At 54.5% G+C, this 14,674-nt stretch carries 16 protein-coding genes; 13 read left to right on the top strand and 3 right to left on the bottom strand.

What is annotated here, in order from left to right:
- The first annotated feature begins 30 nt into the window (after positions 1 to 30).
- The 12 genes from APH28_RS29265 (at position 31) to APH28_RS23330 (ending at position 11,719) form a co-directional block, all read left to right on the top strand.
- Positions 31 to 522 (top strand): hypothetical protein, encoded by a 492-nt coding sequence (locus tag APH28_RS29265; RefSeq protein WP_256250247.1) that lies wholly within the window; start codon positions 31 to 33, stop codon positions 520 to 522.
- 185 nt (positions 523 to 707) lie between these two features.
- Positions 708 to 1,559 (top strand): hypothetical protein, encoded by an 852-nt coding sequence (locus tag APH28_RS23275; RefSeq protein ID WP_060512848.1) that lies wholly within the window; start codon positions 708 to 710, stop codon positions 1,557 to 1,559.
- Positions 1,560 to 1,906: 347 nt separating this feature from the next.
- The gene (locus tag APH28_RS23285) at positions 1,907 to 2,863 is read left to right on the top strand and encodes a replication initiator protein A (RefSeq protein WP_054913826.1); all 957 of its coding nucleotides are present in this window, start codon (positions 1,907 to 1,909) and stop codon (positions 2,861 to 2,863) included.
- Entirely contained in the window at positions 2,864 to 3,286 is a 423-nt protein-coding gene (locus tag APH28_RS23290) for a hypothetical protein (RefSeq protein ID WP_060512849.1), read from the top strand. It begins immediately after the preceding gene.
- 139 nt (positions 3,287 to 3,425) lie between these two features.
- Positions 3,426 to 3,740 carry a hypothetical protein gene (locus APH28_RS23295; protein ID WP_054913828.1) on the top strand — a complete coding sequence of 105 codons (315 nt, stop codon included), beginning with the start codon at positions 3,426 to 3,428 and terminating at the stop codon, positions 3,738 to 3,740.
- A 100-nt stretch (positions 3,741 to 3,840) separates the two neighbouring features.
- Positions 3,841 to 4,032 (top strand): hypothetical protein, encoded by a 192-nt coding sequence (locus APH28_RS23300; RefSeq protein WP_054913829.1) that lies wholly within the window; start codon positions 3,841 to 3,843, stop codon positions 4,030 to 4,032.
- A gap of 269 nt (positions 4,033 to 4,301) precedes the next feature.
- Positions 4,302 to 5,441: an AAA family ATPase gene (locus APH28_RS23305; protein WP_054913830.1), complete on the top strand. Its 1,140-nt coding sequence runs from the start codon at positions 4,302 to 4,304 to the stop codon at positions 5,439 to 5,441.
- Between the two features lie 113 nt (positions 5,442 to 5,554).
- Positions 5,555 to 6,550, top strand: a complete 996-nt coding sequence (locus APH28_RS23310) for a ParB/RepB/Spo0J family partition protein (RefSeq protein ID WP_060512850.1) — start codon at positions 5,555 to 5,557, stop codon at positions 6,548 to 6,550.
- A gap of 432 nt (positions 6,551 to 6,982) precedes the next feature.
- Entirely contained in the window at positions 6,983 to 8,098 is a 1,116-nt protein-coding gene (locus tag APH28_RS23315; RefSeq protein WP_256250248.1) for a DNA cytosine methyltransferase, read from the top strand.
- Positions 8,099 to 8,307: 209 nt separating this feature from the next.
- Complete coding sequence (locus APH28_RS23320) at positions 8,308 to 8,586, top strand: hypothetical protein (protein WP_060512851.1); 279 nt, start codon at positions 8,308 to 8,310, stop codon at positions 8,584 to 8,586.
- Between the two features lie 45 nt (positions 8,587 to 8,631).
- A complete protein-coding gene (locus APH28_RS23325; RefSeq protein WP_060512852.1) occupies positions 8,632 to 11,070 on the top strand; it encodes an ATP-binding protein in 2,439 nt (812 codons plus the stop codon).
- Between the two features lie 115 nt (positions 11,071 to 11,185).
- Entirely contained in the window at positions 11,186 to 11,719 is a 534-nt protein-coding gene (locus tag APH28_RS23330; RefSeq protein WP_060512853.1) for a single-stranded DNA-binding protein, read from the top strand.
- A 90-nt stretch (positions 11,720 to 11,809) separates the two neighbouring features.
- On the opposite strand, the gene APH28_RS23335 is transcribed toward APH28_RS23330, so the two are convergent.
- Positions 11,810 to 13,093, bottom strand: a complete 1,284-nt coding sequence (locus APH28_RS23335) for a Y-family DNA polymerase (RefSeq protein WP_060512854.1) — start codon at positions 13,091 to 13,093, stop codon at positions 11,810 to 11,812.
- Positions 13,083 to 13,511: a LexA family transcriptional regulator gene (locus APH28_RS23340; RefSeq protein ID WP_060512855.1), complete on the bottom strand. Its 429-nt coding sequence runs from the start codon at positions 13,509 to 13,511 to the stop codon at positions 13,083 to 13,085. Before APH28_RS23340 ends, APH28_RS23335 begins: the two co-directional genes overlap by 11 nt.
- Positions 13,512 to 13,657: 146 nt before the next feature.
- Between APH28_RS23340 and APH28_RS23345 the strand changes: the two genes are divergently transcribed.
- Positions 13,658 to 14,158, top strand: coding sequence for a hypothetical protein (locus tag APH28_RS23345; RefSeq protein ID WP_060512856.1), 501 nt, complete (start codon positions 13,658 to 13,660; stop codon positions 14,156 to 14,158).
- 76 nt (positions 14,159 to 14,234) lie between these two features.
- On the opposite strand, the gene APH28_RS23350 is transcribed toward APH28_RS23345, so the two are convergent.
- Positions 14,235 to 14,654 (bottom strand): AsnC family protein, encoded by a 420-nt coding sequence (locus APH28_RS23350; protein WP_060512857.1) that lies wholly within the window; start codon positions 14,652 to 14,654, stop codon positions 14,235 to 14,237.
- Positions 14,655 to 14,674: the final 20 nt, after the last annotated feature.

Here is a 14,674-nt window from a genome sequence, read left to right on the forward strand (position 1 = left end):
ATTTCTCATCACACGTAGATCGAGGTGTGTATGGCTCGTTCCTCCGCAATCATTGAGCGTTTGAAGATCGAAGCTGCCGAGCATCCGAATGTTCCGCATTACGATTGCAAGCCAGATGTGTCTTGTTGGCCGCTTCAACCGAATGATGTAAAAACCGAGGGCTATTGGAAGAAGGAAGGTAGACGAGTGCCGAAGGGTACGGCTCCCATCGCTTATGTAGTCAGCGGTCAGGGTAGCTCGTTCCATGGGATCAAGTTGCTTACTCGCTGGATGCCCGCCTATCACCAGGATCAGACGCTGCCCGTGAAGGTTGCGAAACCAGCACCTTTGGAAAATGTGACCATGGATACGACCGCCCCGATAGTGCTGTACGTTTATCGCTGCAAGGCTTGCGGGCAAGCCGGCCAGTTGCACCTGGCAGAATCTGCGCTCGATGTGACGACGGTTTGTGCTTCGTGCGGTGCCGAGGTCCTGGCCGAGTGGGATGGAGGTGTTGAGCTGGCCATCAACGAACCCGAATAACGGATAACGCCCCCAGGCCAAGCTGTCCAGCCCTGCGTCAGTCTCATACTCCCCTCCACCAGCTCGCACAGGTGTTTCCAATTTACGTGGTTTCACATACGTACGTACGTATGTTAGAATTTCTTCCGAAGCTTGTCCTGCTTCCCCGGCGGCTACCGGGTTGAATTTTTCTAGGAGTGCTGAAGATGAATCCTGTGCAAATGGGTTTGAGTTTTGATGAGAGCGTCGCTGAAACGGCTTTCAGTGCAAGTGAGAGCTGGTCATCACCTGAATACACCCATGATGCTTACAAGATGTTGTTGGACACCGCCTTTAGCCGCTTGGACGAGGTCCCCGCCGAGGTCCGGCCGATGTTCCAGCAAGGAATCGAATCCTGTCTTCAAGCGTTGCTGCAGGAAAAGCGCTGTGGCACCGACACCGTTCAAGCAGGCTCATATTCGTGGCGCTCCGCGTTACCTGTTTCGATGGATCAATGGGCTGATTTGTCCTTTTTGGCGGACGCGGGTGGCTCAGTTGGATGCCGTTTTAAACAGCGCCGGGCACCGCGCTCACAGACCCTCGGAATCCATGTTCCTGGCGTAGGATCGGTAGTCATACAGGCTTGGCTGAAAAGCGCTGAACAACGTTGCTGGAGCGAGTTTGTTCCGTGGGAGTCGAGCTTTTTCCGCACCAGTTTTCGAGATGTGGTCCACCTTCACAAGCTCGATTCTCATCGGTGGGATAATGCAGTTTGTCCTGGAGCATTCGCTGAGGCCGGGGACAAGGTGCCGTCGGTCCCAACGGTCAAGGTCAATGGGCGACAATTTGTGATTATGGGCGCGTCATATTCCCGCGAATTTCGCGACAGTCATGGTTGGACGTTCGTTCGGCACTGTGACTGGCCGAAACAGACCTACACCTATTCGGAGCTATGCAGTTTGTGGGATGCAGGCATCCTGGAGCGAGGTGATTGCCGCGGCCTGTTGGCCAAAGTGAAGGGGGAGCTGTGTGTGATGGCCGAGATGGTGATGCTCTACGACGATAAAGTCCTTTCCTAAGTAGAGCGAAGCCCGGTCGGCGGCTACCGGATCCGGGCTTCTACCAGAAATGAACTCGTCTAGGAGCGTCTGGGTTCGCACATGATAACGACTGCAACCAGCTACCTCAACCGACCCTACTATGCAAGATGGGAACGTGGTGCACGTTTTTACGAGCTGCGGATCCTCGTGGACTTGATCGGTCACACAGTCGCGATGCGCAACTGGGGAATCGCCGGAGAGCCTGGTGTCGGTGAAATACGAACCATATTGGTCTCTGATGAGGCCTGTTCAAAACTGATACGTAGGGTCAGCCGCCTCCTGCACAAGCGGCGGTACGTACCTGTGTACAATGGCGGGATCGCGTAATGATCGAGATGAAGATAGCCGATATGGCAGCGGACGATGATAAGCCCCTCAAAAGAGGGCGAAAATCAAACGTAGCCCCCTACGTTCAGACCGACATGTTCCAGGCGAACATTGTCGAGTGGCCAGTGAAGGACGACCTGGCCAGCATGGAATTCCCGCTATTCAGCCTGTCGACCAAACCTGATACGAGCGTTCGTGAGTACAGCCAACCAGGCACGAACAAGCGAGTACGCATTATTCCGCCAGTGATCGGTGCTGCCACGGTATTCGATAAAGACCTGTTGCTGTTCCTCGGCTCGCAGATTATCGAGGCACGTAAAGCAGGAATGCCAATTTCCAAGCGGGTCAAGTTCGATACGTACGATTTTTTGACGGGTACATCTCGGGATCCTGGTGGAAATGCGTATTCCAACGTCTTGGACATGCTTCGAAGATTAAGAGGCACCCAGATCGAAACCAATATCGTAACTGGTGGTCAAGAGCAGACGAAGGGATTTGGCTGGATTGAAGACTACACCGTCACCAAGACTGCATCCAATGGCAAGGGCGTATTGGAATGCGAGGTCGTGCTGTCGGAGTGGATCTACAACGCCTTTCTACATTTTGAAGTAATGAGCATTGACCGACGTTACTTTGGGTTGCGGATGCCTCTTGAGCGACGCCTGTATGAGCTCGCTCGTAAGCACCTGGGCAGCAAGATGATTTGGGCAGCTGATATCGCTGCGCTGCAGCAAAAATGCGGCTCAAAACAGAGCCTTACTCATTTCAGGGCGGATATTCGCAAAATCATTCAGCGAGACCTGCTACCGGATTACCACATGGGGCTGGATACCAGCGTGAAGCCCCATCGGATCGTGTTCTACACACGCGATGAGCAATCACTCCTCGAGGAGTTGGCTGCAAAAGGTGAAATGGAGTGGTTCGCTGCTCTTGAAAAGCGAGACATGGAGTGTTGAATGCCGGCACGATCGAGGCTTGAGCAATACGATCATTTGATGGGAGAGCGTACTGACCAGGCCATTGCCCTATTAGCAGACTGCAGCGCCGAAGCCGTGCGTCGGCGCAGGCTCAAGATCGGAAAGGTTCGATTTGCCCTGGCTGAGGCTTGTCCCCCTGCCCTTCTCAAGCATCAGCATCTCCTCGGTAAGCGCCCAGTGGCTGAAATCGCCAAGCTCGCAGGCGTGTCGGCCTACTTTGTCATAAAGCGCATCAAGCAGCTGGAAAAGCCCACCTTCAAGAGATCAGCGATCACCGACTTTGATCATCTCCAGGGGACTATGTCTGACCAGGCCATTGCCGATCTTGCAGGTTGCTCGAAAGAGTGCGCCCGCAAGCGTCGGCTGCGGCTCAATGTCTCAGCAAACCGCGACACCAGATAGAAAAAATAGCCATGTCGTCGTATATCGCCGACATTGATAGTTGCATGCGTACGTACATACGTATAATGTGTGTAAGGAAACCCACCGTGTTGTGCCTGGCGGCTACCAGGCCCACCAATCAGCGTCTAGGAGCTATACCATGAAGCGCATTTCGTTATGGTCCGTTGATCGCGACGACACCCTCCATCTCGATGATGAAATCGGGAAGCTGGAAGAGGCCTATTCGGTAATGACCACCGCTAATCGTGCCCTTGTTGAAGGAGATGATTTGAGCCTTACGCGTTTAGGCTTCGACATCGATCACATCGCAGATCTGAAGAACCGCCATTCTGAAGGCAAGCCAGGCTTTCCTGCGTATGTCATGCGCAACCTCCAAGACACTATCCAACAGCTGTCAGGCTTGAAACGAGGAGCCAGCGACGGGCGCGGCGCGAGGCTTGTTGAGCCCCAGTGAAGATCTGTGCTGATGCGTACGCATCGTACGTGCGTACGTATCTATAACACAGCAAACGGTTTATTATTGTCACTACTTCAATCCATATGGAGGCCTGGTCATGGCTGGACGAAAAGACGCTGCGGCAGCACCTTCGCAAACCAAGCGGAGCCAAAAAACTATCACCATGCGTGACGACTACCACGAGCGTCTTCGCAAGCAGGCATTCGAACAAAACACTGCGATGTCATTCCTGATCGAGGAAGCCCTGGAAAAGTTCTGGGGTATCGAACCAACTCAGCCTAATAAGTGATACTCGAGCGGGTTCGTATGAACCCTGCTTAACCTTCGTCGCACCACGCCTCTTCAGCTTATCTACCCTCCTTCCCGCCCTCCTCCGATGCTTTCAGCCCTGCTCGCTGCATGCCTGCGCTGCCATGGGCGGCCGGTCTGTTGCTACTAGCAACGTCACGGCTCCGAATTCAGGTTTAAAGGCAAAAAACTAGGAATAACCTGAATCCACTGGTTTACAATAGAAATTCAGGTTCTATACTAGATTCATCAGCAAAACGGAGAAGTGCTATGAACTCAAATGTAGAAATGGTCGATGATGTCGCAACCTATGTGGATTTCAACGAGCTCTTTTTCACGCCGCGTTTCGCCGCGGATTGCTTCGGCCTCACGACTCGGCGCCTGAAGGACATTGAAGAAGCAAACAATATTGAAATTCGGCGGGTACCGCGTGGGACGGTAACCTCCAGGGTTTACACACCTTCGGACCTTTTCGATTTGGCAGCGCTTCGTCGTGAACTTGGCCACTTTAAGGGCTTGGCGCGTCAGGTGGTCATGTCTACATACATTTCGAAAGGCGGCACTAATAAAACCACCACTGCAGTCGGTCAGGCGATAGCCTGCTCCCTTGCGGGCTTGCGGGTTCTATTGGTCGACAATGATCCGCAGGGGGATACCTCGAGCATGCTGGGCTATGACCCAGACGCTACTCCAGAAGATCTGAAGGAGTTGGGCATCCCCGCTGACCGAATCGTTGATGGCCATCTTGGCCACCTAATCAGCCCAATGCTTCGTATGCGATCGTTTCAACCTAAAACTCTCGATGAAGTCATTAAAAAACCGTTTGGTGAAAACGGTCCTCATTTAATCCCCGCCGACGCCTCTTTGGAGGACCTTGGGGTTGCCCTGGACGCAGCCAACAATTCGGATATGTGGTACACCAAGTGGGTTGAAGATGGCAGTGCAGGACTGATTCCAGGCTGCAACCTCTCGCAGTACGACGTAATAATTTTCGATAACGCACCCGCAGGTTCCCGCCTTACCAAGAACACGGTGGCTGCTAGTGATTTGCTCATGAGCCCGGTACGAATGGATAAGTTTTCATTCAAAGCGATCTTGCGACTGCATGAATGGTGCGCGGCTTTCGCCCGTGAATACAAATTTGCCCCAGAGTTGGTCGCGGTGCCTACGATGTTTTCTAAGGGCCGGCCTCGGATGTTGAACAATCTGTATCGGTTGAATCAGCTATTTCCGGGGCGCGTTACTGAGGAAAAGATCTACCACTCTGCAGATTACGTAAATTCCCTCGACGACGGTGTTCCCCTGATGTTCTGGAAAGGCGCAAACCGGGAAACAATCGAGAATGCTCGTGCTGTGCATGCAGAGGTCCTGGAGAAAATCCGCCGTGTTGCTGCGCAGCCCCTGGATTGAATGTTGTTAGTAGCAACAGGTTTTCACAGTGTTGCTAGTAGCAACACCCAGAAATTTGTTGCTACTAGCAACAGCCGAATGGATTGTTGCTAGTAGCAACACAGGAGGGACGTATGAAATCGACTGACTACCCAGGCAAGCCAAGCACAGCAATGGCATCGCTACGAAAGCCATCAGAAATGCCACCATCAACGGGCAGCCGTCGCAGCAGATCCGCCATGCTTGAGCAGGCCATGGGGTCTGCTCAGGATGCAGAAATTTCGGTGCCCCTGGCACCAGTACCGCGGGAAGGTCAATTTATACCAAAGGATGAATGGCTCGAAGAGGTATTGGTTGAACTGATTGATCCATCTCCATATCAGCCACGGATGTTCTTCGACCAGGCAAAGCTAGAAGAGCTCGCCGGATCAATTGATTCTGTTGGCCTCGGTAAACCGATTTTGATCCGGCCTGTGGGTGAGCGCTATGAGCTTGTCGGCGGTGAATGCCGTTGGCGTGCTCATAAAATGCTAGGTCGCGAGACGATCAAGGCTTTTGTCAAACCCATGTCTGACGACATGGCAATGCTGTTGGCCATCACCGATAACATTCAAAATGACCTGACCGACTACGAAAAAGCTGTGAGCTATCAGCGATATATGCTGAAAGGTACTGACAAAAGTCAGCGTGCATTAGCTCGACGCCTTGGTGTCGATCATACGGTCGTGAACCGGTGCCTTGACCTGGTGCAGCTTCCTGACCAGATCAAAGAAATTCTGAACACGAAACCTGACCTGATCACTGCCAACTATGCGAAAAAGTTCGTAGAGCACTCGAAGGTTGATGTGAACATCGTGCATCGAGTAGTGATTCAAATGGCTGAAAAGGGGACTGGCCAGGAGGCCGCACTTCGGATCATTGGGCAGAAGCTCGCTGCTTGTAGCGGTCCTAAGGCCCAGGCGGCGGAGCCTCGGAAGTTGCAAGGGGTTGGATCTGTTCGCTTGAATGGTCGCAAGCTGGAATTCAAGATCGATAAGGAAGTGGACCCACAGAAAATCATGGACAAGCTCGCGGCTTTCCTCGATTCGATTGATGCCGCTGAATTTGCGTCACCTGGTAAAGGAAAGTGAGCTTAGGTGAGCCCGCCCGAATTTGGGCAGGTTCAATCAGCGATTGGAGTGCAACGCATGGGAAGGCCTAGTGAACCACATCATGTCAGGTACGTTTTAAGCCTGGCCAGGAAATGCCCCTTTCCTGAATGGCTCCTACTAGAGCTGCCAAATGGCGAGTGGGGGGCATTCTGGCAGGCGGGGCTGGATGGAACATGGGCGACCGCTGTGTGGGAGGGTGATTTCTCCGCGTGCTCGATGGTCCATGTCGACAGGCAAGTAGTGCTGAGCCATATGGAAAAGCACCAAACAAAGTGAGTTGAAACAGCTCATTGATAACCTGGCTTGTTTGTTGTATGCGTACGTACGTACGTATATAATGTTCTTGTGTTAGACATCCTGCAGGGGTGGCGGCTACCGCCTCTGCGGGTCTACCCGTCTAGGAGCAAGAACATGAACGGTTTTACTACCATCCACACCCCACTAAGCCATGCCCCAGAGCATCAATGCTCAGTTCCAGATCTTCCATTGAGCCAAGTCGTCACACCATATGCCTCTATCGCCCAGCAGATGGATGAGGAGGGATCTCATCGTCTTTTCGAAGCCCCATCAGCGACCGATGTAGTTCGACTCGGTGCCAAGGCTCGATCGCATGGTCTTTTGTCCCTTCACGATGCGGCGAGCGTCATCACCAAGTGGAAAGACCAGGCCGCGGCTCAGGCGAAGGCAGGCGTTAACAGCGGAAAAGTTGTCCTGTCCTTGTTCGACAAAAGTGGTCAATGGTCGGATCCATGGGTTGAAGCCGGGTACCAGGTATATCGATTCGATATTCAAGACAACCCTGAACTAGGCGACGTCAGCAAATTCGACGTTGAATTTTTCAAGGAATTCTTCGGCGATTTCCAGGGTGCAGACGTGTACGCGATCATCGCCGCCTGCCCATGCACCGACTTTGCGAACTCTGGTGCAAAGCACTTTGCAGCAAAGGACCTCGATGGCCGAACTGCGATCTCGATCGAACTGGTTCATCAAACGATGCGTCTGGTTGAGTACTATCGGCCTTCGATTTGGGCGGTTGAAAATCCAGTAGGTCGGATCGAGAAACTAGCGGGCCTGCCCCCATGGCGGCTCAGTTTCAACCCGTGCGATCTCGGCGATCCGTACACCAAAAAGACGCTGATTTGGGGTCGTTTCAACGCAGATTTGCCCGTCGCACCGGTCCTTCCTATCGAAGGCTCAAAAATGCACACACAGTACGGCGGAAGCAGTCTGGCTACTAAGAATGCACGAAGCGTGACACCTGAGGGTTTTGCATACGCCTTCTTCTTGGCCAACAACGCTGCTGACAATCCAGTACTGGAAATCTGCGGAAAATATGACCGCATCGACCCTCGACTAATGGCACTTGCTGTTCAGCACGGGCTTGAGCTTCAAGACCTTTCGGCTCTGCTGGACGATGCGTATTACGACTGTGATGACCGCGCAGTTACTCAGCTGCTAAATGATCGGCTAGGCGATGTGGCCTATTCGGTAGTGGAGTCAACTGGGCAGCTGGCAATGGTAATTTAGCCGATTCCGATTCCCGGCTGGCCAAGCCAGCCGGGGACAATGGTGTGTTGCTAGTAGCAACAGACTGGTGTTGCTAGTAGCAACATCCGATTGCATCTGCCGCTTATCGTTAGCGGATTTTTTTGGCCTGATGCAAAAGGGCAGGGTAGCCCACAGTACATACACGTGTGCTATATTCCGTATTCAGGCTATTATACGGAATTTCCCAAATGTCACTTGAAACCTTCAACCACGACGAATTGCTCCAGGAAGTGAAGTTGATCCTGGATGGCTCACATCCAACTCATAAAGGCAAAGATGCCGCCGGCCGCTTCCTGCGTCGCGTTGGCAAAGACTTCAACTCGGGTGAGTTTTCCAAAGACCTCGACCAGCACCGGGACGATTACGCGAAGCGGTTCGGACTGGACACTGCCCAAATCGAATGGATCGCGCAACAGGTAAGGGCAGGGGCCGAAACCCCTGATCGTCCTCGCCGGCGTATGCGTTGAAAGGCACGTTGCGACCATTCCGATAAACCATGAAGGAGGTGCATCGTGCTTCTACCTTTTGAGCTTGACCCCCAGATCATCCACCACATCATCTACAGCCAGGCCGGCTCCATCGGTAAGGCAGTGATCGAGTTGATCATGAATTCGGTTGACGCCAAGGCCACCACGGTGAAACTCACCATGACCAAGGCTGGATTCGATTGCGTCGACGACGGCACAGGTTTTGCCAGCCGTGATGATGTTGTCCGCTACTTCGGTCGATTCGGCACGCCGCACCAGGAAGGCGATGCGACTTACGGACGTTTTCGTTTAGGCCGCGGCCAGATCATGGCGCATGCCAGGACTGAATGGATATCTAACCGCTGGTCAATGCGAGTTGATACCCGTGTCATGGGCTACAGCTACGAGCTTGAGGATCTCCAAGAACCGCTCAACGGTTGCAGTATCACCGGCACCTGGTACGAAGCCCTCAACGACCTCGAGCTGATGTCAGCGGTGCAGGAAATTCGCGATTTGGTTCGTTACACGCCCATTAGCGTTGAGCTGAACGGGCGTGTCATTACGCGCAATCCGGCCAATGAAAAATGGGACTTCGAGGACGATTGGGCTTACTACCGAGCCAAAGAAGAAGGCCCCGTCTCAATCTACAACCAAGGGGTGCTGATTCGACATGATTCGTCTCATGTCTGGGGGGCTGGAGGCCTGATCGTTTCGAAAAAGGCGATCAACCTCAACGTCTCCCGCACAGAAATCCTGCGCAAAACTTGCCCCGTCTGGAAACCGATCGCCAAAGAGTTCAGGCGCCTGGCTCAGGATGTATCGGCAAAGCTGGGGGATCACCGTAAGACTGAAGCTCGCCGGGAAAAATCGGCGCGATCATTGCTCAGCGGTGACGAGAATATCTGCGATGTGTTTGCTAAGGAGGAAGTCATTACGCTGCTCCCTGGCAAGCGGCACATCACGCTCATGGACTTTCGCCTCAAGGCTTTCAACTGGCACAAGGGCACGTACACCCTGATCGAGCATGGCAATGATATTCCCAAAGGTGAAGCTATCGCCCGGGAAGGTTTGATCCAAATCGTCCACCCGAAGACCTTGGAGCGATTCGGCTGTCACAATCACATCGACTTTGAGGAAGCGCTCGAGCGCGCTCTTTGCAACGTCAGTGAGGCAGCGCAGGCGATCGAAGATCGCGGCGAGCGGGGCCCTTGGTTCTGGAGAGGTAAACCGTTGGATGCGCCAGCATTGGCGGCATACTCCACATTTCGTGACGCCTTTATCGAAAGAACACTGATCGTTGACGATCGCCAAACCCTGGACAAGGAAACGCGCAGGGCTTGGACCGCGCTGCGGTGGTGTCTGCAGCACTATGCCGGTGCGTGCGTAGGCGCTGAGCGCTACAGGGACGGAACCCTTCGCTACGACGAAGAGCGGTTGCAGATCCTGCTGGGTGAGTCCAACACTGCCGAGGCTTGGACGGATGGTCGGACGTACCTGGCCATCAGTTGCGATATCGTCAAGCGGCTTAGCAGCAAACCACTGGAGACGGTGGCCTACATTTTCGGGCTGGTTGAGCACGAAGTCGCTCACCAGGGCGATAGCATTGCGTGTGGCCATGATGAAGCTTTCTATCAGCGTTACCACGACATCTCGATCCGCATGGCCCCCGAGCGTCAGCGCTTCATGCACAAATGGCTCATGAAATACACCATGAGCTTGGAGCGGGAAGGGCAGAAAAGCCGGGGCCGGGCATGGAGCGAGCGGTACCTTGTCGATCGGGTAGGCAGCGGCCGTATGAAGCGCGGGCTGTCTCCGGTCATCGAGGATGTGACGACAGATCCTGTTGTGACTGAAAGCGTCCCAGAGCAAAGCATGGCGTTGCTCAACATGATCAACGCATCGTTGGTTCAGACAGGTGCGTGCCCTGAACCGCCGAATTGGGAGGCCGTTCGCGAGCAAGCGCGCATCGATCAACAGGCCATGACCGAGCGTGCGCGTGGAGCACATGAAGCAAAAAAAGCGGAAGACGCGGAGTTCGAGCGATACGTAAACAGTATGGAAGAGGACGCCGCCGCTGATGTGCAGAAACTCCTCGCATTGGAGGCAACAGAATTCCCCGAGGGCGTCCTGGCTTATCTGGTCCGTTCCCTGGTGTATGCCGGGTACTCCGACGACGATATCAAACGCGCCTGGGCCAACAAGGAATGGGAACAGCAGGATCATCCTGGTGAGTATTACCACGAAGACTTCGATCCAGACGAACCGATTGATCCCGAACTTGAGGCCGCGATGGAAGCAGAGTTCGAGCGTGAAATGGCGAATGAACAGCCGATCGCCGACGAGCTATGGCGCGTTGACGAGGATTGCCGCCAGTTCGTCAACGAGGGTGAAAATTTTTGGTTACTTGAACGTAACGCCGCGGCAGCCGGGTTTAGTCGCGTAGAGACCTATTTGAAATGGCGGCACCAAGAGGCGGAAGCCTAGCGCGCCTGGTGGCTTGCTGGCCGGTGCTATTCAGGTCGATAAGTCACCCTGCCTAGTACCGGCTCGATCAACACAGCTAAAGGCACGCAGTCGTGTCGAGAAAAGGAGAGACATCATGGCTCGAGGAGTAAACAAGGTCATTCTGGTCGGCACCTGTGGCCAGGATCCCGAGGTCCGTTACTTGCCCAACGGTAACGCTGTAACCAACCTAAGCCTGGCCACCAGTGAGCAGTGGACAGACAAGCAGACCGGCCAGAAGGTCGAGCGTACTGAGTGGCACCGTGTGTCGCTGTTCGGCAAGGTTGCAGAAATTGCCGGCGAGTACCTGCGTAAAGGTTCGCAGTGCTACATCGAAGGCAAGCTGCAGACCCGAGAGTGGGAAAAAGACGGCGTCAAGCGCTACACCACCGAGATCATCGTAGACATCAACGGCACCATGCAGCTGCTCGGCGGCCGGCCCCAGCAACAGAGCGGCGATCAGTACAGCCAGTCAGGCAACCAGCAAGCGCCGCGTCAGCAAGCGCCGCGTCAGCAGCCTGCACGCCAGGCTCCCCAGCAACCAGCACCGCAGCCGGCAGCCGACTTCGACAGCTTTGATGACGATATACCGTTCATGGACCCCTACCGGTTCAGCTGGAATTTGCAATGACAATGTGATGTCGCAGGGAATACCCCCATCGAGCCCGCCCATAGTGCGGGCTTTGTTTATCCCTCCGCCTCTTTGAGGATGCTTTGCTCCTCAAACGCACCTGACTTTCCACAGCTGGTCCCAGCTGGTCATGTAACTGGGGCTTAGCAATGCCCGGCGCATTCCCCAGTCCGGCGTCAGCGGTACAGCAGCAGTACGCAGGCAGTCATGCCCCCAGCGACGGTTGATCCGATCCATTGTTGCCATGAGTGCGTCGGATCGCTCAGGCTGGCTTGGGCTGAACAGATCTTGCGTGAACTCGCCCCGTTTACGTAGATCCATCAACAGGACCTCGGCCTTGCTGTAGGCAAAGCCAGGTCGGTAGATCTGCTCGACTGCCTTCAGTGCGTACTTGGTCAACTGGCGTACATCGTCGGTGGGGTAGGAGGGAATGCACGTTGCCGAATTCGCGTACTTCGGCCCATCCCCGTGAAACGAGGTTTGGATGCCGATCCGCAAGGCACCGCACAGCGAGCTCTGCATGCGCAATTTCTCTGCGGCGCGGTGAATGTACGTCGCCACTGCCTCCTGAAGGCCCTTGAGCGTGTGGACGCGCTGGCCGAACATCTTGCTCGAGCAGATTGACTGCTTAGGTGCCACGGATTGCTCCAGGTCCATGCAGGATTCACCTTGGAGCTCGCGTATTGTGCGCTCCAGTACGACGCTGTATTTGCGTCCCATGGCCCGAGGATCTGCCTGGGATAGTTCCCATGCCGTACTGATGCCGTCGCGCGCCAAGTTGTCACGCATGCGTCTGCCAACGCCCCACACTTCATCGACCGGCATGCGACGGAGTAGCCATTCGATGGCCTCGGGCTTGCGCAGGTCGACAACTCCGCCAGTCCTTTCCCGCCACACCTTTGAAGCGTGTTGCGCAGCCTTAGCCAGTGTCTTTGTGTGCCCGATGCCTATGCCGACCGGCAGGGCGGTCCACTGCAGCACCCGTGCCTGGATGGCCCTGCCAACATCACCGATAGGCTCAGGATGTCCATCGAGCCGCACGAATAGTTCGTCGATTGAGTACCTTTCCCAATCTTGCACCAACGACGCGATAGCAACCCCGCAGCGATGGCTTAACTCGCCGTACAAGGAATAATTCGAACTGAACACCGCAACTCCGTGCCGCTCCAGGAACGCCCGCACCTTGAAGTAGGGGTCACCCATTTTCAGGCCGAGCGCTTTCGCTTCTGTGGTGCGGGCCACGATACAGCCATCCGAGTTGGACAAGACGACGACTGGGCGCTGCCGCAGCTCGGGCCTGAAAATGCGCTCACAGCTGCAGTAGAAACTGTTGACGTCAACCAGACCGAAAATCGGCCGCGATTCACAGTGCATGTGGTGTCAGGTCCCAGGTCACGACCCCGAACACCTCGATGGTGCCATACTCGCTGGGAGCAATGCTTTTGTACGCTGGATTTGCTGACTCCAAGACCCACCCTGCAGTAGACCTGGCCAACCGCTTCACCAGAGGCTGATTATCGACGTAGGCGAGAACGATATGGCCGGCAGTCGGAGAGATCGATCGGTCAACTACCAGGAGGCTACCATCGAAGATGCCGGCGTCACGCATGCTGTCACCTTCAACCTGGACGATCCAGACATGGGGAGCACGGATGTTCATGCGCTCATCCAAGGACAATGGCGCTTCGTAGTAGTCAGCTGCAGGGCTGGGAAAGCCGCCCGCTGCAGCGCCAGCCAGGACTTGTAGCAGCTGCGTTGAAGGCGCCGGCAGGTATGGTGTGAGGGCGTTCATATAAAGGCACCAGAGAATAACTGTTTGCATATACAGTAATTCAGCAATCGCCGCGCGACTAGCTTCAGTTAGACAAATGGCGGTTTCAGCAACACGTAGCCATGGGCGAATGCCGGTGTGATACCCTAACGAATATATGTTTTAGCATGGGCAAAATTATGCAAATGATTGAAAAGGAGAGGCTGCTACAGGTCTATGAAGAAGAGATTGAGGCCGCGTATGCCGAGCTTCTTGATGCGTTTATGAACTTTCTGACCCTTGGAGTAGGGGATCCTAGGTCTATGGCCGGTCGATGCGGTGCGCGAGTTGCTGCAGCGCATAAACGATGCAAGCGTGGATTAGTCTTTTCAGAGCTGGTGAACGCTCGAGATGCTGGCATGGATATCACCCCAACGGTTGTTGAGCACGTTTTTGAACGACTGATCGGCCGCGGGGTAGATTTCCGAAAGGCGCTGACTTTCTTCGGTACGCCAGGCCGTACTGCAGCTCAAAAATCTGGCGTGGTGCGCGAGGATATGGCCAGCATTGAAGCGCAGCTGGCACCGCAGGTGAGTATGCTCATTTACGAAATGTCTGTGATACGTGAACGCCACAAGGAGGAGTACGGCGACCGCGTAGAGGCCGCTGTAAAGGAGCTCCAAGGGTGATAGGAGCTTAATACATACATGCGTTTGGCACCCTAATACATATATATGTTAGGGAATTTAATCTACTGCCGCTTCGTTAGGGGAGACCTGGCTTTGCACTTTTTAGCCTCTTCCGGCGCTGAGCGACAGCTTGCCTAGAGCAGCCTGCGCGGCGTGCAATCTCCGCATTACTCGTGGTTGGCAGAAGATGGTCGAAATTTTCCAGCTTTAGTCCTGGGCGAGCTTCAAAAATGCCGACCTGCAGTAGCCGTCGCCGGCGGCCAATTTCGTATGCAGTGACACCGAATATTTTTGCCAGCGCTACGTCCGACATTGTACCTAAGAGCGAGTCATACGCCTTGCTGACCGCATTGTCGCCCGACCATGGTGGAATGCCTTTATTGGCCCGACGGATCTGCACTGCATTGGTTGTCGTTCCTGCCAGATAAGCCACGATGCGGTCGTAGCATTGGCCAAGCAGCCAGTCGTAGCGTTCAATTTTGGAGTATTTGGGCATCGCCGCTTCCTGCTGGTCCT

The organism is Pseudomonas sp. NBRC 111124 (genome assembly GCF_001320245.1).
In the GTDB taxonomy this organism is placed as follows: Bacteria; Pseudomonadota; Gammaproteobacteria; order Pseudomonadales; family Pseudomonadaceae; genus Aquipseudomonas.